Below are 17,560 nucleotides of genomic sequence, written 5' to 3' on the forward strand. Positions count from 1 at the left end.
TGCTACCGGGCCAGCAACACCGCCGCCAGGGCCAGCAGGGCGGGCACGGTTTGCACCAGCAGAATGCGCTTGCCGGCCGTGAGCGCCCCGTAGATGCCGGCCACTGCCACGCAGCCGAGGAAAAATGCGGCCACGTTGCGGTGCCAGCCGGGGTCCGTAATCAGCAGCGACCAGATGAGGCCGGCGGCCAGAAAACCGTTGTAGAGCCCCTGGTTGGCCGCGAGTACCTTGGTGGGCTCAAACAAATGGGCGGGCAGCGACCGAAACGTTTTGGGGCCGCGCGTGGTCCAGGCAAACATCTCCAGCCACACAATGTAGAGGTGAATGAGGATGACGAAACCGACGAGAAGCTGACTGAGCAGGAGCATAAAAAAGGGGAGAAGGCGCGCTGATGGAGCGGGCAACTTACTCAATATATCCCGATATAGCAGCCGGCCCCGGCGCCCGCCCGGCTCCGGCCGCCTGGCCAAAAAAACACCGGCCCGCTGAAGCAGCGGGCCGGTGCGGGGCAACCAGGCCAGTCCGGGGCACCTCAGTGCTGCACGTTCAGCATGCGGGTGGTGATTTCCTTGTCCGATTCGAGGCGGAGCATGTAGAGGCCGTTGGGCAGGGTGGAAGTATCGAAAGACGATTCGGTGTTGGGAGTGGCGGCGGCGGGCTGGAGGGTGCGCACGGCCACGGCGTGGCCCAGATGGTCGAAGAGGGTGGCGCGCACCGCCTGCTCGGCGTCGGTGAGGCGGAGGGTGAACTGGGTTTGCACCGGGTTGGGGAAGATGCTAACGGCGAGCGGCGGCCTGGCGTCTTTGTGGCCGTGGTGGCCTGATTGGCTGCCGTAGCGGGCCAGGAAGCTTTGCGTGGAGGGGCTGCTGAGGGTGATGGCGCCAAAGTGGCAGGTCTGGGTGAATACCCCGGCCAGGTACAGGTTATCGTCCTCGTCAACGGCCAGCCCGCCGCCGGAGCTGGTGCCCGGCCCGCCCACCGCGGCCAGCTGCCGCACCCGGCCCTGGGGGCTCACCTCCGCCAAAAAAGCACTGTTCGGCACCGAACCCCCGATGTTGAGCGTGCCCGAGAGATAGACTTTGTTGGTGCGGAGGTTCACGGCCAGGGCTTCGGCCACGTCGTAGGAATCGCCACCCAGCGCCGTGGCCGCTTTCGCGACGCCCCGCGCACTGTAGCGGGCCACAAAGACGTCGTTGCTGCCCGCGTTGCTCGTGATGGTGTGGCGGCCCAGCGTGAGGGTGCCCGCAAAGCTGCCCCCGATGTAGGCATCGCCCTGTCGGGTGGTGGTCAGCACGCGGCCATCGCCGCTGCCGGCCAGCGCCTGGGCCCACTGCACCTGCCCCTGCCGGGGGTCGAGCTTGGCCAGGAACAGGTACAGGTTGTCCCCCGGTGTGCGCAGGGTGGGGCCATTCAGCCCCAGCCCCGTCTGGAAGTTGCCGCTCACGTAGAGGTCGCCGGCGCTATTCACGGCCACGTTGCCGCCGCGGGCCACGGTCTGGTCGTTCGGGTGCAGGGCGGTCCACACGCGGGCCCAGCGCAGGGTGCCTTGCGCGCTGTAGCTGGCCACATACGGCTGCTGGTAGCGGGGCCCAAACGTGAGCGAGCCCAGCTGCACGTTGGCCCCGCCAATGTAGCCGGTCACGTAGCTGTTGCCGGCCGCGTCCACGGCAATGCCCGTGCCCACGGCCCCGCCGGCTGGCCCCCGGTGGTTGCCTTCGGCCTGCTGAATCCAGTCCACCGTGCCATTGGCCCGGCACCGGAGGGTGAAGCCCACGCTGCCCGCCTGCGCCAGCTGCGCCGTCGACTCGCGGCCGTTGTTGTAGCGCAGCGTGCCATCAAACGTGCCCGTGACGTAGCTGTTGCCGGCCCGGTCCACGGCAATGGCATAGGGCATCACATACGAGCTGGCCTCCAGCTTGGTGACCTGGAGCACCGTGCCGTGGGCGTTGTATTTGGCAATGTAGAGGCACAGGCCGGGGCTGGTGAGCCGGGTAGCGCCCACTTGCAGCGAGCCCGTGAACCGGCCGGTGGTGTACACGTTGCCATCGTCGTCGGTGGCCACGCCCATCAGCCCGTTCACCTCGCTCACGGGGTAGGCAAACGTGTAGTTATTCGATTGGGCCCGGGTAGTCAGGCTCATCAGCAGGAGCAGGGCCAGTAGTAGTTGTTTCATGGTGATTGTGGGGAGGGTAAAATGGGAAGGAATAAGCCGAAAACCGGTCTTCATCTACCTAAAATCCCCTGGTTGGCAGCTCGCCCGCACTGCCTCACAAGCGGCCGTGGGTAGAAGGCGCGCGATTCAATGGTGAATTTAGAGTATTATTTTGGATAAAAACTAATAAAAAATCCAATAATTATTGTTAAGCTCAAGTGTATTTTGCGGATGGGGTAGCGGGGCAAAGGAGCAGGGCACCGCCTCCCACACCCCTGCCACCCCGGCTGGTCCCCACGCAAAAACGGCCCGGATAAACATCCGGGCCGCTGCTGTTTGCTGCTGTTGGGGCCGGCTTAGGCCAGCGCCATTTCGACGCGCACGGCCTCCGGGCCGTCGTTCTGCACCTGGAGCACCTGGCCGGCAAGGCCCAGCTCGGCCGCCGGCACGGTCAGCTCGCTGGTGCCGGCCGTGAGCGTGGCGCGCAGCGTGAGCTTGTCGCCGGCCGCCACCACGCGGCCCACCAGCGCCACCTGCCCGGCCGTGGGCACCGCCAGGCGCAGGTGCAGCCGGGTGGTGGCCAGCAGCGCCGTGTCGAAGGTGATGCTGGCAACATCGCCGGGGCCCACGCTCACCTCGTGGCTTTCGGGGCTGCTGGCCGCCGGCCCGCCCAGCCGGAACAGAGCCAGCGTGGCCGCGTCCTCGGCAAAGAGCAGCTTGGCCGCCGCGCTCGCCTCCTGCCCGTAGCCGTAGGCCAGGTTCTGGGTGGTCACGTAATGGTCGGTGCCCTCCACATTGGTGCCCTTGGTCACCTCCTGGGTGGTGTTGGTCGTTGCGAGCTGCTCTACCAGCGTGCCCAGCGTAGCGAGCTGCGGGGCGGAGTAGCCCTTGGCCGCCAGCGGCGCCTTATCGCGGGTGGCCGAGGTGAAGGCCGTTTTCAGCAGCGTGCGCATCCGGTCGTGGTTGTCGCGGGCGGCCACGTAGGTACTGCGGCCGTACTGTTCGAGGCGGCCGGCATTGTGCGGAAAGGCCCGGCCTACGTAATAAAACACGCTTTGCACGGCCGTGCGGGCTTGTTCCATCACATCGGTCACCTCGGTGGTGTCTTCCATGAGCTCGCCGGTGCGCACGGTGTTGTCGGGGGTGGTGTCGGCCGCGTCGATGGCTGCCAGCCAGTCCGTCCCAAAGGCCGGGTCGAATTCCGGGTTGAAGGCCGCAAATGCCGCCTGGTGGGTGGTGTAGTGCGCGTGCATGGTGCGCATGTTTTGGCGCATCACGGCATCAGCCGTTGTGTAGTGCCGAAGCACTGCGGTAGCTCTTTTCATCTGCTTGAAAATGAATGGTGAAAATGGAAGCCGTAAGGTATCGGTTTGGAGCCGGTTCGCACCGCCAAGGAGCCGCTTCCCACCCATGCGAACCGGCTCCTTGGCGGTGTGAACTGGCTCCTTGCGGGTGCGAACCGGCTCCTAGGCCCTGGGAAGCGGCTTTTGGCCGGTGGCCCCCGGCTCCTCGCCCCTGAAAAAAAGCTTCTTGTTGGTGCAAATGCGCTCCTTGCCGGTGCGGACGGGCTTCGGAGTGCTGCGGCCGGGCTTCGGGCAACAAAAAAGGCCCGCCGGGTGGGGCGGGGACTAGTGCTGTGCCGGGAGAAACTGTTGCAGCACCCGCTGCTCCTGTTCCGGGGCCAGGGAGCGCAGGGCGTCGAGGTCGGCTTTGAGGCGGTTGAGGGCGGCGAAGAGGGGCATGGGAAGGGGATAGGTGTGGTGCAAAAATGGGCATAAAAAAGGCCCGCCGGGTGGGGCGGGCCGGGCCGGGTATTTTGGGTGGGGTTTAGCCGCGCCGATGAAATGCCCTGCACGAGACTAGCACGGCACGTACCTTTGAAAGCGGGTAGATTCCCGTTCCTTTTCTTTAATTCTTACCTAATGAATCTTTCTACGCTGTTTCGCCCTCGGTGGCCGCACCTGTACCTCCTGCTCCTGCTGGCGACCTTCTTTCTGGTGGAACCGGGGGCTCGCGCCCAAACCACTCCCGCCTGGACCAGCGTGCAGCGCAGCATCTCCAGCGGCACGGGCAGTGGCAGCGGCGGGAGGCATATAGTGATAGGGGCCGATGGCAGCCAGTATGTAACCGGGGCTTACGCGGGCGGTAGTCTCACGCTGGGTACTGCAACGTTGGCGGGGGCAGGAGGACGGTACACGTTTCTGGCTAAGTACAGTGCCGCCGGCGCGTTGATTTGGAATAAAATTATCCCAGGTATATCAAGTAGCCATATCGCAGTAGATGCGGCCGGTAATGTTTACATGACGGGTTTTTTTACCACACCCATTGCCCTCGGCACTACCACGCTCACGCTTGCTGCAATCAATAACTACGACTCCTACCTCGTGAAATACGACGCGCAAGGCGTGCAGCAGTGGGTGCGCCAGGGCAACGGCAATGGAATCAGTACTGGGGGCATTGCTATTGATGGTGCGGGCAACGTCGTTATTGCCGGCGATACGGAGGGGGCGGTATCCTTCGGCGGGCCGCCAACTCCCGTTGGTGGACCCAGACCCGATATATTTTACTGCAAGCTGTCCCCCGCAGGGGCCGTGCTACAGGCTAAACTGGTCACGACGGGCAGCTTTATAATTGTTAATTCCCTGGCGCTGGACACCGCAGGCAATGCCTTTATTGCCGCCGAGCTCAATGGCACTGCTACGTTTGGCACCACCACCGTTGTCGGCACCGGAAGTACGGATATCCTGTTGTGCAAGCTGGATGCCGCCGGCAACTTCGTTTGGGCTCGGCGAGATGGTGGGACGGGTACTAACGGTGTTTACAGCTCTGCGTTGAGTGTGGCCGTGGATGCTGGCGGGAACCCCGTGGTGGCGGGGGCGTACGGTACCTCCACGAACTCTCAGCCATATGTAGCGCTCTACACCACCCAGGGTACCCAGGTTTGGGCGCGGCAGGTGACCAACGGCACAATGTATAGCGCTGCCAACAGCGTGGCCTACGATGGCCGTGGCGGCTACTTGGTAACGGGAATGTTTGAGAACTCGGCTCTTTTTGGCACCATTCCGCTCACCGCCGCCGGCCGCCACCTGTTTGTGGCCCGATACGACAGCCAGGGCAATGCGGTATGGGCCGACCAGGCCGCTGGTACCAGCAGTACGGACACGTCTACTGGCAACTTCATTGTAGCTGATGCCAGCGGCAATGGCTTCGTCGTTGGCAGTGCCACGGGCAACGCCGCTTTTGGCGCGCTGGCTACTACCCCCGGCACTTCTACTGCCAGTAGCGACATCGTCATCGCAAAGTTTACGGTTGGCAATGTGCTCACGCCTACCCGCCCGACCGTGCCCGCTGCCGTGCTCGCCTGCTACCCCAACCCGGCCAGTGGCCATACTACGCTGCTACTACCGGCGGGCGGCGGCCAGTTGGTGGTCCTCGATGCGCTGGGTCGCTCTGTGCAGCAGCAAGCATTGCCAGCCACGGCGGGCGAATATGCCGTCTCATTGGCCGGCCTCACGCCCGGCCTTTATCAGTTGCTTACTATGCTCGGTAACGGCCAAACGGCCCGCATCCAACTGGGCGTGCAGTAAGCCGATTATTTAAAAAGGCCACGGCCCGAATGCAAATCCGGGCCGTGGCCTTTTTAATGGTTCTTACTCCCCCAGCTTCGCCAGAATCTCCAGCGCGGCCGTGGCGATGACCGTGCCCGGGCCGTACACGCCGGCCACGCCGGCATCGTAGAGGAATTGGTAGTCCTGGGCCGGAATCACGCCGCCGGCAATCACCAGAATGTCTTCGCGGCCCAGTTGCTTGAGTTCCTTGAGGAGCTGGGGGAGCAGGGTTTTGTGGCCGGCCGCTAGGCTGCTCACGCCCACGACGTGCACGTCGTTGTCGGCGGCCTGGCGGGCTACTTCGGCGGGGGTTTGGAAGAGGGGGGCAATGTCGACGTCGAAGCCCACATCGGCGAAGCTGGTGGCGATGATTTTGGCGCCGCGGTCGTGGCCGTCCTGGCCCATTTTGGCCACCAGCATGCGGGGGCGGCGGCCTTCGCGGGCGGCAAAATCCTCGGCAGCGGCGCGGGCCTGCTCGAAAGCCACGTTGTGGCTCATCTCCTGCGAGTACACGCCCGACACGGTGCGCGTGGTGGCCTGGTGCCGGCCGAACTGGGCTTCGAGGGCGTCGGAGATTTCGCCCAGGGTGGCGCGGGCACGGGCGGCGGTGATGGCCAGGGCCAGGAGGTTGGTTTCTGGTTTCTCGTTGTTGGTTGCTGGTGGCTGGTTGGCGGCCAGGTCATCAATACGAACTCCGGCGGCCTCCGTGAGGGCGGCCAGGGCCACTTTCACGGCCACGGTATCCCGGGTGGCGCGGATGGTTTTGAGGCGGGCAATCTGGCTTTCGCGCACCGCGTCGTTGTCGATGTCGAGCACTTCGACCTCCGTTTTCTCGGTGGTCTGGTACTTGTTCACACCCACGATGATTTCCTTGCCCGAGTCGATGCGGGCCTGTTTGCGGGCCGCCGCTTCCTCAATGCGCAGCTTGGGCAGGCCGGTTTCGATGGCCTTGGCCATGCCGCCCAGCTCTTCTACTTCCTGAATGAGGGCCCAGGCCTTGTCGGCCAGCTCGTGGGTGAGGGTTTCGACGTAGTAGCTGCCGCCCCAGGGGTCCACCACTTTGGTCACGTCGGTTTCGAGCTGGAGGTAAAGCTGGGTGTTGCGGGCAATGCGGGCCGAGAAATCGGTGGGCAGGGCAATGGCCTCGTCGAGGGCGTTGGTGTGCAGGCTCTGAGTGCCGCCGAGCACGGCCGCGAGGGCCTCGATGGCAGTGCGGGCCACGTTATTGTACGGGTCCTGCTCGGTGAGGGAGTAGCCCGAGGTCTGGCAGTGCGTGCGCAGGGCCAGGCTTTTGGGGTTGGTGGGGTTAAACTGCCGCATGAGCTTGGCCCAGAGCAGGCGGCCGGCGCGCAGCTTGGCAATCTCCATGAAGTGGTTCATGCCGATGGCCCAGAAGAAGGACAGGCGCGGGGCGAATTCGTCAATCTTCATCCCGGCGGCCAGGCCGGCGCGCACGTATTCCAGGCCGTCGGCCAGGGTGTAGGCCAGCTCCAAATCGGCCGTGGCGCCGGCTTCCTGCATGTGGTAGCCCGAGATGGAAATGCTGTTGAACTTGGGCATCTTCGCCGCCGTGTAGCTGAAGATATCGGCGATGATGCGCATGCTCGGCGCGGGCGGGTAGATGTAGGTGTTCCGCACCATGAATTCCTTCAGAATATCGTTCTGGATGGTGCCGGCCAGCTTCTCCGGGGGCACGCCCTGCTCCTCGGCTGCCACAATGTAGAAGGCCAGCACCGGCAGCACGGCCCCGTTCATGGTCATCGACACCGACATCTCGCCCAGCGGAATCTGGTCAAACAGAATTTTCATGTCCTCCACCGAGTCGATGGCCACGCCGGCCTTGCCCACGTCGCCCTGCACGCGGGGGTGGTCCGAGTCGTAGCCCCGGTGGGTGGCCAGGTCGAAGGCCACGCTCAGCCCTTTCTGCCCGCCAGCCAGGTTGCGGCGGTAGAAGGCGTTCGACGCTTCGGCCGTGGAGAAGCCCGCGTACTGCCGGATGGTCCACGGGTTCTGCACGTACATGCTGGCGTACGGCCCGCGCAGGTACGGCGCCTGCCCCGCCCCAAAGCCCAGGTGGTCGAGCCCGGCAATGTCGGCCGGCGTGTACACCGGCTTGATGGGAATGCCTTCGGGCGTGAGCGTAGCAGCCGTTTCGGGCGCGGCCGAGGCGGCGGGCGCGGGCGCCGCGTTGTAGGAGATAGTGGAGAAGTCGGGCTTCATGGGTGGGACAAATAAGAACGTCATGCTGAGCGCAGCCGAAGCATCTCTACCGCGCAACTAATCAGTACCAATTGGATTACTACTGCGGTAAAGATGCTTCGGCTGCGCTCCGCATGACGGGCTGGGTTTGAGTATTTGATGTGCTACCGGCCTTGCAAACGCGCCAGCACTTCCTCGGTGGTGTAGCCCTGCACCTTCATTTCGTGGAAGCCGAACACGCGCACCGCCTCGTGCATGGTGGCCATGTCGGACGTGAGCAGGGCGGGCGGGATAAAGAGCTGCTTCTCGTTCGGAATCTGGTAAATGAAGCGGGTAAACCGTTGGAACTGCTCGGGCGTGGCGTACATCAGCGTGGCTTCCTCGGGCGACGAGTACAGCAGCGACAAGGTGCCCGGCGGGTGGCTGGCCGCCATCTCAGGCCGCTCGTGGGCCTGCAGCGTTTGCAGAAACGACTCCAGGATAATCTGGTTGGTGTTGCTGCCCAGCAGCACCACGGCGGCGCGCTTGCTCTTCTTTTCCCGCCGCTCGAAGTGCAGGGCCGTGGCCAGGCGCAACACCTCGGTGGGGTAGGCCGCGCGCGTCACATCGAATGCCGCCGAGCGCAACAGCTTCTTGGGATGGAAGCTGAACTGCTCCTGGCGGTCCTGGAAGCGGTTGGTGCCCACTATCACCTGCTGGCCGCTGGCAATGCGCCGGAACGTGTCCGCCGCCACGGCCTTGATTTCTTCCAGCAGCTGGCCGCGCACCGCCGGCAGCCCGCCCGCCGCTTCCAGGCGCTGAAACAGCATCCAGGCTTCCTGGGCCAGCTGGTCGGTGAGGGTTTCGATGAAATAGGAGCCGGCGGCGGGGTCCTGCACCCGGCCCAGGCCGGCTTCCTCGCGCAGCAGCACCGCAAGGTTGCGCGCCAGCCGGGCCGAAAAATCGTTGGCCTCGGCAAACAGGCTGTCAAAGGGCGCCACGGACAGTGAATCGGCCCCGCCCAGCACCGCGCTCATGGCCTCGGTGGTGTGGCGCAGCAGGTTGGTGTGCGGGTCGAGCGTGGTTTGGGTCCAGGAAGCCGTGGTCGCGTGAATGCGCAGGTTCGCGTTCAGCGCGGCGGGCAGGCCGAAGCCGTGCAGCAGCGTGGCCCACAGCCGCCGCAGGGCCCGCAGCTTGGCCATTTCGGGGAAGTAGCTGGGCGCGATGGCCAGGTGCAGGTGCATGGTGGCCGCCACCTGCGCCGCGCTGATTTCCTCGTTGGGCAGCTCGGCCAGCAGGGCGGCGGCCGTGTTCAGGCTGAAGGCAATTTGCTGGGTGGCCGTGGCCCCGCGGTTGCCGAAGAACGCGCCGTTCACGGCCAGCGCCCGGAAATCGGGCATGCCGGTGGTCAGGCTCACGCAGCGGCGCAGGGCCGTGCGGTAGTCGGCCAGCTCGGCCCCCTCGGGCACCGGGCCAGGGGCAAAGCGCAGAAACCCCCGCAGCGCCACCCCGGGCGCGGCTTCTATTAGCTGGCTGAGCAGTATTTCCGGCTTATTGGCCACGGTGTAGCCCAGGAAGGTGCGCGCCAGCGGCAGCTGCTCGGCCAAGTAATGCACGTCGAAGGCCGCAGCGTCGGCCAGCCGGAAGTGAATGCCATCGGCGCCGTTGGCCAGGGCCGCCGCGGCCTGGTCAATTTCGGCCCGGCCATCGCCCGAGGGCACGCTGAGCGCGGGCACGTTCAGCCAGGGCGCCGGCGGGTGGGGCAGGGGCGCGGGCGGGCCACCCAGCGCCGCCAGGGCCTCGCGGTGGTAGAAGGGTTCCAGGGCAAAGCCGTCGGGCAGGGGCCAGCGCAGCGTGGCGGGGTCCTGGCCCTTGAGGTCGCGGGCCAGGCGGGCCTGCCACTCGGCCGTGGTCACGGCCGGAAACTCAGCGAAGGAAACGGGCGTGGCGGCCGGGGTGTCAGACATAATAAAGAGGCTCAACCGGAAAAAGACTGCTTAAACCGAAACAGGCCGAAAGATACCGCCCCAGCCCCAAAGCCAGTGCCCAACCGGGTGCAGCGGTCCATAGGAGATACTCGCATCGTAGCTTTGCGGAAGCTTAAGGCCGGCCCGTAAGCAGGCCGCTCACTTTACTCGTTTTCATGCTGCAACAATCTTTTCGCGCCGCCTTTGCGCCGCTCTTGTTTGCTTTGGCGCTATCTCCTGGCTGCCAGCGCGCCGCTTACGTGCCCAAGGCGCACTTTGCGCCCGTCACCAGCCAGCCGGTGAGCAAAACCCAGGCCGAGGACCCCGCCATCGCGGCGCTCATCGCCCCGTACCACGACAAGGTGACCGCGCAGATGACCGAAGTGCTGGGCACGGCCCCCACGGCCCTCGTCAAAAGCCCCGGCGAGTCGCCGCTGTCCAATTTCGTGGCCGACTTGCAGCGCCAGCGCGCCAGCAAAGAGCTGGGCGAGCCCATTCCGCTGGGCGTGATGACCAACGGCGGCCTGCGGGCCGGCTTTGCGGCCGGCCCCGTCACCCTGGGCTCGGTGTTTGAGCTGATGCCTTTTGAGAACGAGCTGGTGGTGCTGGACGCGCCCGGCCCGGTGGTGCAGCAGCTATTCGACTACGCTGCCCACGTCAAGATGGCCGTGTCCGGGGCTACCTACACCGTCACGTTCGACGGCATGCCCAAGGACATTCGCATCGGTGACCAGCTATTTGATGTGAACCAAAACCGGACCTGGCCCATTGCTATTTCCGACTACCTGGCCACGGGTGGCGACAACATGACGTTCTTCAAAGCCCTCACGCCGCGCCACACCAACATCCTGCTGCGCACCGCCATCGCCGACCACATCCGCGCCCTCACCAAAGCCGGCCAGCCCGTCACGGCCAAAGTCGAAGGCCGGGTAAAGGCCAATTAACAGTTATCAGTTAACAGTGAGCAGTTATTTATAGTCGTTCGCTCCCGTTAGTTGCTCACTGTTGCCCTTTTTCGATAACTGTTCACTGCCAACTGCTAACTGAATTTTATGCAACGCCGCGAATTCCTCCGCAATTCTCTCCTGGGCACCGCCGGCCTCACCGTGCTGGGCGGCCTGGCCAACCCGGCCGAAGCCGCCGTGAGCAGCAAAGCCCCGGTGAAGCTCACCATCCTGCACACCAACGACATGCATTCGCGCATCGAGCCCTTTCCCGACAACGGCGGGCAGTGGGCCGGCCTGGGCGGCATGGCGCGGCGCGCGGCCCTCATCAAGGACATTCGCGGCAAAGAGGCCAACGTGCTGCTGCTCGACTCGGGCGATATTTTCCAGGGCACGCCGTACTTCAACTTCTTCGGCGGCGAGCTGGAATACAAGCTCATGAGCGAGATGGGCTACGACGCCACGACCTTCGGCAACCACGATTTCGACAACGGCCTGGACGGCTTGCAGCGCCAGCTGCCTCACGCCACCTTCCCGTTCCTCATCGCGAACTACGACTTCTCCAAAACACCGCTGGCCGGCCGGTTTGCGTCCTACAAGGTGTTCGAGAAGCAGGGCATCCGCATCGGCGTGTTCGGCATCGGCATTGAGCTGAGCGGGCTGGTGGCCGACAAGAATTTCGGCGCCACCGTCTACCTCGACCCCGTGGCCAAATGCAAGGAAATGGTAACCCAGCTGCGCGGCCCCGAGAAGTGCGACCTGGTTATCTGCCTCTCGCACCTTGGCTACAAATACGCCGAAGCCAAGCTCGACGACCGCAAGCTGGCCGCTCAGGTGTCGGGCATCGACCTCATACTAGGTGGCCACACCCACACGTTCATGGACGCCCCGGAGCCCATCACCAGCCCCGATGGCCGCGCCACCCTCATCAACCAGGTAGGCTGGTCGGGCATCAACCTGGGGCGGCTTGATTATGAATTTTCAGCAAAAACCAAGCGGCCCGGTCTGGCAAGCGCCGCAGTAGTGCCGGTTCGGGCGGCCTGTTAAAAGCACGACATAAACAAGCCGTTTTAAGCTTTTTTAAGTGCAGAGTTTTCCACAATTTTGTCCCCCCCTAAGAAAAACGGGCCGTCCTGAAGCGGCTGCTTTTGTCACTTTTTTCGCCCCGGCCCGTACCCGGTTGATGTTTAACTGGTCTCATGCTCAAAGATTTTCGCACGGTTTGGGCTGGCTGTTTGCGCAGTATCGCGGCGGAAATCGGGGAGCAGAGCTTTAAGACCTGGTTCCAGCCCATCGTACCCGTCGAGCTTAAGGGCAACGTGCTCACCATTCAGGTGCCGAGCGCCTATTTCTACGACTGGCTGGAGGAACATTACGTGGATGAGCTGCGCCGGGCCCTGTACAAGGAGCTGGGCGTGGAAGGCCGCCTCGAATACAGCGTGGTGGTGGACCAGGGCAATGAGCAGGCCCAGCCGCGCACCCTGCACCTGCCGCCGCCCCGCAAAGCCGCCGCGCCCGACCCGCGCGACGCGCCCCAGCCCATGCCCCACACGCCGGCCGCCGGCAACCCGCTGGCCGGCAGCGGCCGGGCGGCTTCGGCGCGCTATGTGGCCTCGGGGGCCGTGCGGACCACGCCCCGCGGCAACAACTTCGCCAACGGCGGTGGTGCCGATACGCTGGCGCCGCCGCGCAACCCCTTCGACCAGGCCCGCCCGATGGACGGCAACCTCGTGCCGTCGCAGCTCAACGGCTCGTACACGTTCGACAACTACATCGAGGGCGACTGCAACCGGTTGGCCCGCTCGGCGGGGCTGGCCGTGGCCAACAAGCCCGGCACCACCAGCTTCAACCCGCTAATGGTGTACGGCGGCGTGGGCCTGGGTAAAACGCATTTGGTGCAGGCCATCGGCAACCATATCAAGGCGACTTCGCCCGAGCGGTTTGTGCTGTATGTGTCGGCGGAGAAGTTCACGAACCAGTTCATCGACAGCGTGCAGCGGGCGCAGGTGCAGGACTTCGCCAACTTCTACCTGCAAGTCGACGCCCTGATTCTGGACGACGTGCAGTTTCTGGCCAACAAGGGCAAGACCCAGGAGATGTTCTTCCACATCTTCAACCACTTGCACCAGTCGGGCAAGCAGATTGTGATGACTTCCGACCGGCCACCCAAAGACCTGCTGGGCCTGGAAGACCGGCTGCTGAACCGCTTCAAATGGGGCCTCACGGCCGATGTGCAGAGCCCCGACTTTGAGACGCGGGTGGCCATCATCCGCAACAAGATGGAGCAGGACGGCATCGATATTCCACCGGACCATGTGGTGGACTACCTCGCCAACTCGGTGCACACCAACGTGCGCGAGCTGGAAGGCGTCATCGCGTCTTTGGTGGCCCAGAGCAGCCTGAGCCGCCGCGACATCGACCTGGAAATGGTGAAGCAGGCCCTGCGCCACATCATCGAGGAAGTGGAGGCCGAGGTCAACCTCGACTTCATTCAGAAGACCGTGGCCGCCTATTTCGGCATCTCGGTGGAGCTGCTGAAGGACAAAACCCGCAAAAAGGAAGTGGTGACGGCCCGTCAGGTGGCCATGTATTTCGCCAAGCACCACACCTCGCACACCCTGAAAACCATTGGTTTTCACTTCGGTGGCCGCGACCATACCACCGTGATGCACTCGGTGCAAACGGTGTCGGATTTGGTGGATTCGGACAAGAAGTTCCGCGACCAGGTGGACGAGCTGCGGAAGAAATTCGCCAAGAAGTAGGGCTACCCGTTTCCAGTCCAGGCACGTTATATTTGGGAAAACCTTCGCCCTATGGAAACCGTTGCCCCGGAAATTTCCGACTACGAGCTCGAACGCGGAAAGCCCGTGCCCAGCAAAAACCACAGTATTGTACAGGCTAATGCGGTTTTTGAGTTAAAAACCCGCTGTCGCGAGCGGTTTCGCTTTCTATCTGAAATTAATATCGACGTTGCGGGGAGAGTGATGGTGCCAGACATTGGCATTTTCCAGCCGATGGCAGTGGATATGGCACAAGACCAAATTGTGATTGAGCAATTACCGCTCACCACTAGTGAAATTTTGTCGGAAAGCCAAGCGTTGAATGAGCTAATTGATAAAGCCAATGCGTATTTCCAGGCTGGGGTAAAATCCTGTTGGATTGTGCTGCCCAAAATGCGCGGCGTTGCCGTGTACTCGGCTCCCGATGCCTATGTGTTGTTCCACAATCCTCAGACGCTGACCGACCCGGCCACGGGCATCGAACTGCCACTCGCACCGCTGTTTGAGTAGCGCTAAACGGCGGGAGTTGAGCTGCTTTCGGCCAGCGGCAGGCTGTGCTGGGCGGCAAACTGCCGCACTTGTTCCCGGAAGCTCATTTTGCGCATTTTGCCTTTCACTTCGCGCAGGTTGAGGGCGTAGATTTCGCCGTCTTTCTGGCGCACACGTAGCTGGAGAGGCTTCAGTTCCAGGGCGGCAATGTGCTCGGCGGCGAATACCTGCTTGGGGCGGAACAGGCCGTTTTTGTGCACGATGTAGCCGGGCGTGAACTCCAGGTAACTCTGGGTGCCGAAGATAGGGGCGTTGTTCACCAGCACGTAGCCGATGTACACGAACGTGAACACGAGGAATACCCAGTGCAGGAAATGATAATCCTGCGCCCCGGCGTTGCTCCGCATCGAAAACAGCACGTAGGCCAGCCAGAAGGCGCCGATGGCTAATTGCCCCCAAAAGGGGACACGGGAAGTGTTGGCGGGACGAAGGCGGATGCGGGTGGTACCAGTGGGCATAGGGACAAATTTAGTTGTCAGTTGCTGGTTGTCGGTTGTCAGGACCAAAAAGAACGTCAGGCGGACAGCTAAATGAAAGAACGTCATGCTGAGCGGAGCCGAAGCATCTCGCGTGTGGTAGTAATCCAATCGATTGAGTTACTACTGCACGCGAGACGCTTCGGCTCCGCTCAGCATGACGTTCTATCAGCTGCTGGCGCTAACCTGGAATTACCCAACAAACTTCGCTTCCAGCGTCATGCTGGGCACGGCGCTCAGCGCTTTCGAAACGGGGCAGTTGGCCTTGGCGTCTTCGGCGTGCTTCTGAAAATCCTCGGCCGTGATGTTGCCACCGGTGACGTGGCCTTCGGTGCTGACGTGGATTTTGGTGATAACGGGCTGGCCGTTATTGGGGTCCATCGTCACGGTGCTGGTCGTGGTGATGCTTTGCACCTGGTGGCCGTGCTTGGTGAGCACGCTGGTCAGGTACATGGTGTAGCACCCGGCGTGGGCCGCGCCGATAAGCTCTTCGGGGTTCGCGCCCGGCTTGCCTTCGAAGCGGCTGCCGACGGAGTACGGGGCGTTGAGCGTGCCGCTGTCGGTGGTGAGGGTGCCGCTGCCTTTGATGTCGCCGTTCCAGACGGCTTTGCCTGCATGGTCTGCCATGATTGGGTATTGGGTTTGGTTGAGGTAAGTGATGTAAAGCTAACGGCAGCAAGTTAGCCGGGTTGCCGCGCCGTGCAGTAGAACACTCGGCCAACGTACCTTCGCAGCCCTTCCAACGGCGTTTTACTTCGGATTTATGGGATTAAAATCTGCGCTGAGCCGGCCCCTGGCCCGCTACATTGCCCGGCGCTACCAGCGCTGGCAGCACCGCCCCGAAACCACCCAGCGCGAGCTGCTGGTGAAGCTGACCGCCACGGCGGCCGGCACCGCCTTCGGCCGCGCCCACGACCTGGGCGGCATCCGCACCCCCGCCGACCTGGCCCGCCAGGTGCCCGTGCGCGACTACGAAGCCCTGAAACCGTACTTCGACCGCACCCAGGCCGGCGAGGCCGACGTGCTCTGGCCCGGCCGGCCGCTGTACCTGGCCAAAACCAGCGGCACCACTTCCGGCACCAAGTACATCCCGATTACGAAGGACAGCATCCCCAACCACATCGACGGGGCCAAGGATGCGCTGCTCTACTACATCTACCGCACCGGCCGCAGCCAGTTTCTGGATGGCAAGCTGATATTTCTGTCCGGCTCGCCGGAGCTGGAGCTGCACCACGGCATTCGCACCGGCCGGCTTTCGGGCATTGCCAACCACCACGTGCCCGCCTACCTGCGCCGCAACCAGCTGCCCAGCTACGCCACCAACATCATCGAGGACTGGGAAACCAAGCTGGAGCGCATCGTGGACGAGACGCTGGGCCAGCAAATGACCCTGATTTCGGGCATCCCGCCGTGGGTCCAGATGTATTTCGACCGCCTCACGGCCCGCACCGGCCGGCCCGTCAAGGACCTGTTTCCCGATTTCAACCTGTTCGTCTACGGCGGCGTCAACTTCGAGCCCTACCGCGCCAAGCTGTTCGAAAGCATCGGCCGGCCGGTGGATAGCATCGAGCTGTTCCCCGCCTCCGAAGGCTTCCTGGCTTTCCAGGACGAGCCCGGCAACCCCGGTCTGCTGCTGCTCCTGAACAGCGGCATTTTCTTCGAATTCGTGCCCGCCGAGCGGTTTTTCGAGCCCGACGCGCCCCGCCTCACCATCGCCGACGTGGAGCTGGACCGGCAATACGCCGTCGTTCTCACCTCCAATGCTGGCCTGTGGGCCTATTCCCTCGGCGACACCGTGCGCTTCGTGAGCCTGCGCCCACACCGCGTGGTGGTCACGGGCCGCATCAAGCACTTCCTCTCGGCTTTTGGCGAGCATGTGATAGGGGAGGAGGTGGAGCAGGCCCTGCGCGAAGTCATGGCCACTTTCCCCGAAGTCGAAGTCACCGAATTCACCGTGGCGCCGCTCGTGAGCGACGACCCCGCCACCCCCTCGCGCCACGAGTGGCTGGTAGAGTTTGCCCGCCCCCCGCAGGATTCCGCCGCCTTCGCCGCCGCATTGGATGCGGCCCTGCGCCGCCGCAATACCTATTACGACGACCTCCGCAAAGGCAATATCCTCGTGCCGCTGCAACTTACGCCGCTGCCCGCCGGCGCCTTTCAGCGCTACATGAAAAGCCTGGGGCGGCTGGGCGGCCAGAACAAAGTGCCGCGCCTGGGGAACGACCGGAAGGTGGCGGAAGGGCTGGCCAACGCGGGTTAAAATCCGTAACTTTAGCCATGCTCCGCCTCGATAAAACCGTTTCCCGCAAAACCACTTTGCACGCCGACCAGGATATGGAGGATGTGCTTTTCTGGCTGACCAAAACGCCTGAAGAACGTATGGCGGCCGTTGAAGTCATTCGGCAGCAAACCTTCGCTTTTCACCTCTCCCATACCGATGAAGGCCAATCAGCTCAGCCCCGACTTCAAAGAGTTTGTCGAATTATTAAACGCCCACGCGGTTGAGTATTTAATCGTTGGAGCCTTTGCTGTCGCCCGCTACGGGGTGGTGCGCAACACCGGAGATATTGACGTCTGGATAAGGCAAACCCCCGACAACGCGGCCCGACTGGTGCAGGTACTGGCTGATTTCGGCTTCGCTGGTTTGGGCTATACCGTTGCCGATTTTATGGAAACGGATGTCATCGTGCAAATTGGGGTACAGCCGGTTCGGATTGATGTGCTCACGGTCATCGATGGGGTCAGTTTCGACGAATGCTATCCCAACCGACAAGAATCCGTGCTGGATGGCGTGCCCCTGGCCGTTATCAGCATCCATGACCTGCGCCGCAACAAAGCCAGCACCGGCCGCGCCAAAGACCAGGAAGATTTGCGCCTGTTGAGCGCCCAGAACCCGGATGAATAGC

15 protein-coding genes are annotated in these 17,560 nt (G+C 63.2%); 7 read left to right on the plus strand and 8 right to left on the minus strand.

Annotated elements, in window-relative coordinates; all coding sequences use genetic code 11:
* Positions 1-2: 2 nt before the first annotated feature.
* The 3 genes from J4G38_RS16370 to J4G38_RS16380 all read right to left on the minus strand — a co-directional run bounded on the left by J4G38_RS16370 (position 3) and on the right by J4G38_RS16380 (position 3,477).
* Complete coding sequence (locus J4G38_RS16370) at positions 3-368, minus strand: DUF1304 domain-containing protein (RefSeq protein WP_210519542.1); 366 nt, start codon at positions 366-368, stop codon at positions 3-5.
* Between the two features lie 164 nt (positions 369-532).
* Complete coding sequence (locus J4G38_RS16375) at positions 533-2,173, minus strand: SBBP repeat-containing protein (protein ID WP_210519544.1); 1,641 nt, start codon at positions 2,171-2,173, stop codon at positions 533-535.
* Between the two features lie 335 nt (positions 2,174-2,508).
* On the minus strand, positions 2,509-3,477 hold the full coding sequence (locus J4G38_RS16380; protein ID WP_210519547.1) for a hypothetical protein: 969 nt from the start codon (positions 3,475-3,477) through the stop codon (positions 2,509-2,511).
* 597 nt (positions 3,478-4,074) lie between these two features.
* Between J4G38_RS16380 and J4G38_RS16385 the strand changes: the two genes are divergently transcribed.
* Positions 4,075-5,739, plus strand: coding sequence for a hypothetical protein (locus J4G38_RS16385; RefSeq protein WP_210519549.1), 1,665 nt, complete (start codon positions 4,075-4,077; stop codon positions 5,737-5,739).
* A 63-nt stretch (positions 5,740-5,802) separates the two neighbouring features.
* Here the strand turns inward: J4G38_RS16385 and scpA are convergent, their stop codons facing one another.
* On the minus strand, positions 5,803-7,980 hold the full coding sequence (gene scpA, locus J4G38_RS16390; protein ID WP_210519552.1) for a methylmalonyl-CoA mutase: 2,178 nt from the start codon (positions 7,978-7,980) through the stop codon (positions 5,803-5,805).
* A 143-nt stretch (positions 7,981-8,123) separates the two neighbouring features.
* A complete protein-coding gene (locus J4G38_RS16395; RefSeq protein ID WP_210519554.1) occupies positions 8,124-9,905 on the minus strand; it encodes a methylmalonyl-CoA mutase family protein in 1,782 nt (593 codons plus the stop codon).
* 176 nt (positions 9,906-10,081) lie between these two features.
* Here J4G38_RS16395 and J4G38_RS16400 point away from each other — a divergent pair, with 176 nt between their 5' ends.
* The 4 genes from J4G38_RS16400 (at position 10,082) to J4G38_RS16415 (ending at position 14,139) form a co-directional block, all read left to right on the plus strand.
* On the plus strand, positions 10,082-10,849 hold the full coding sequence (locus tag J4G38_RS16400) for a 5'-nucleotidase C-terminal domain-containing protein (protein WP_210519557.1): 768 nt from the start codon (positions 10,082-10,084) through the stop codon (positions 10,847-10,849).
* A gap of 108 nt (positions 10,850-10,957) precedes the next feature.
* Complete coding sequence (locus J4G38_RS16405) at positions 10,958-11,896, plus strand: bifunctional metallophosphatase/5'-nucleotidase (RefSeq protein ID WP_210519559.1); 939 nt, start codon at positions 10,958-10,960, stop codon at positions 11,894-11,896.
* Positions 11,897-12,048: 152 nt separating this feature from the next.
* On the plus strand, positions 12,049-13,611 hold the full coding sequence (gene dnaA / locus J4G38_RS16410; protein WP_210519561.1) for a chromosomal replication initiator protein DnaA: 1,563 nt from the start codon (positions 12,049-12,051) through the stop codon (positions 13,609-13,611).
* A 51-nt stretch (positions 13,612-13,662) separates the two neighbouring features.
* On the plus strand, positions 13,663-14,139 hold the full coding sequence (locus J4G38_RS16415) for a Uma2 family endonuclease (RefSeq protein WP_210519564.1): 477 nt from the start codon (positions 13,663-13,665) through the stop codon (positions 14,137-14,139).
* A 2-nt stretch (positions 14,140-14,141) separates the two neighbouring features.
* On the opposite strand, the gene J4G38_RS16420 is transcribed toward J4G38_RS16415, so the two are convergent.
* A complete protein-coding gene (locus J4G38_RS16420; RefSeq protein ID WP_210519566.1) occupies positions 14,142-14,636 on the minus strand; it encodes a hypothetical protein in 495 nt (164 codons plus the stop codon).
* 210 nt (positions 14,637-14,846) lie between these two features.
* A complete protein-coding gene (locus J4G38_RS16425) occupies positions 14,847-15,281 on the minus strand; it encodes an OsmC family peroxiredoxin (RefSeq protein ID WP_210519568.1) in 435 nt (144 codons plus the stop codon).
* Between the two features lie 136 nt (positions 15,282-15,417).
* Between J4G38_RS16425 and J4G38_RS16430 the strand changes: the two genes are divergently transcribed.
* Positions 15,418-16,914: a GH3 family domain-containing protein gene (locus J4G38_RS16430; RefSeq protein WP_210519571.1), complete on the plus strand. Its 1,497-nt coding sequence runs from the start codon at positions 15,418-15,420 to the stop codon at positions 16,912-16,914.
* Between the two features lie 11 nt (positions 16,915-16,925).
* On the opposite strand, the gene J4G38_RS16435 is transcribed toward J4G38_RS16430, so the two are convergent.
* Positions 16,926-17,078, minus strand: a complete 153-nt coding sequence (locus J4G38_RS16435) for a hypothetical protein (protein WP_226163480.1) — start codon at positions 17,076-17,078, stop codon at positions 16,926-16,928.
* Positions 17,079-17,091: 13 nt separating this feature from the next.
* On the opposite strand from J4G38_RS16435, the gene J4G38_RS16440 reads away from it, so the two are divergent.
* A complete protein-coding gene (locus tag J4G38_RS16440; RefSeq protein WP_210519575.1) occupies positions 17,092-17,559 on the plus strand; it encodes a nucleotidyltransferase in 468 nt (155 codons plus the stop codon).
* Position 17,560: the final 1 nt, after the last annotated feature.

The organism is Hymenobacter terricola, assembly GCF_017921975.2.
In the GTDB taxonomy this organism is placed as follows: Bacteria; Bacteroidota; Bacteroidia; order Cytophagales; family Hymenobacteraceae; genus Hymenobacter; species Hymenobacter terricola.

Excerpts from the sequence above, each read along its gene's own strand:
- J4G38_RS16370 (WP_210519542.1), bottom strand. The coding sequence starts at position 368 with ATGCTCCTGCTCAGTCAGCTTCTCGTCGGTTTCGTCATCCTCATTCAC.
- J4G38_RS16375 (WP_210519544.1), bottom strand. The coding sequence starts at position 2,173 with ATGAAACAACTACTACTGGCCCTGCTCCTGCTGATGAGCCTGACTACC.
- J4G38_RS16380 (WP_210519547.1), bottom strand. The coding sequence starts at position 3,477 with ATGAAAAGAGCTACCGCAGTGCTTCGGCACTACACAACGGCTGATGCC.
- J4G38_RS16385 (WP_210519549.1), top strand. The coding sequence starts at position 4,075 with ATGAATCTTTCTACGCTGTTTCGCCCTCGGTGGCCGCACCTGTACCTC.
- scpA (WP_210519552.1), bottom strand. The coding sequence starts at position 7,980 with ATGAAGCCCGACTTCTCCACTATCTCCTACAACGCGGCGCCCGCGCCC.
- J4G38_RS16395 (WP_210519554.1), bottom strand. The coding sequence starts at position 9,905 with ATGTCTGACACCCCGGCCGCCACGCCCGTTTCCTTCGCTGAGTTTCCG.
- J4G38_RS16400 (WP_210519557.1), top strand. The coding sequence starts at position 10,082 with ATGCTGCAACAATCTTTTCGCGCCGCCTTTGCGCCGCTCTTGTTTGCT.
- J4G38_RS16405 (WP_210519559.1), top strand. The coding sequence starts at position 10,958 with ATGCAACGCCGCGAATTCCTCCGCAATTCTCTCCTGGGCACCGCCGGC.
- dnaA (WP_210519561.1), top strand. The coding sequence starts at position 12,049 with ATGCTCAAAGATTTTCGCACGGTTTGGGCTGGCTGTTTGCGCAGTATC.
- J4G38_RS16415 (WP_210519564.1), top strand. The coding sequence starts at position 13,663 with ATGGAAACCGTTGCCCCGGAAATTTCCGACTACGAGCTCGAACGCGGA.
- J4G38_RS16420 (WP_210519566.1), bottom strand. The coding sequence starts at position 14,636 with ATGCCCACTGGTACCACCCGCATCCGCCTTCGTCCCGCCAACACTTCC.
- J4G38_RS16425 (WP_210519568.1), bottom strand. The coding sequence starts at position 15,281 with ATGGCAGACCATGCAGGCAAAGCCGTCTGGAACGGCGACATCAAAGGC.
- J4G38_RS16430 (WP_210519571.1), top strand. The coding sequence starts at position 15,418 with ATGGGATTAAAATCTGCGCTGAGCCGGCCCCTGGCCCGCTACATTGCC.
- J4G38_RS16440 (WP_210519575.1), top strand. The coding sequence starts at position 17,092 with ATGAAGGCCAATCAGCTCAGCCCCGACTTCAAAGAGTTTGTCGAATTA.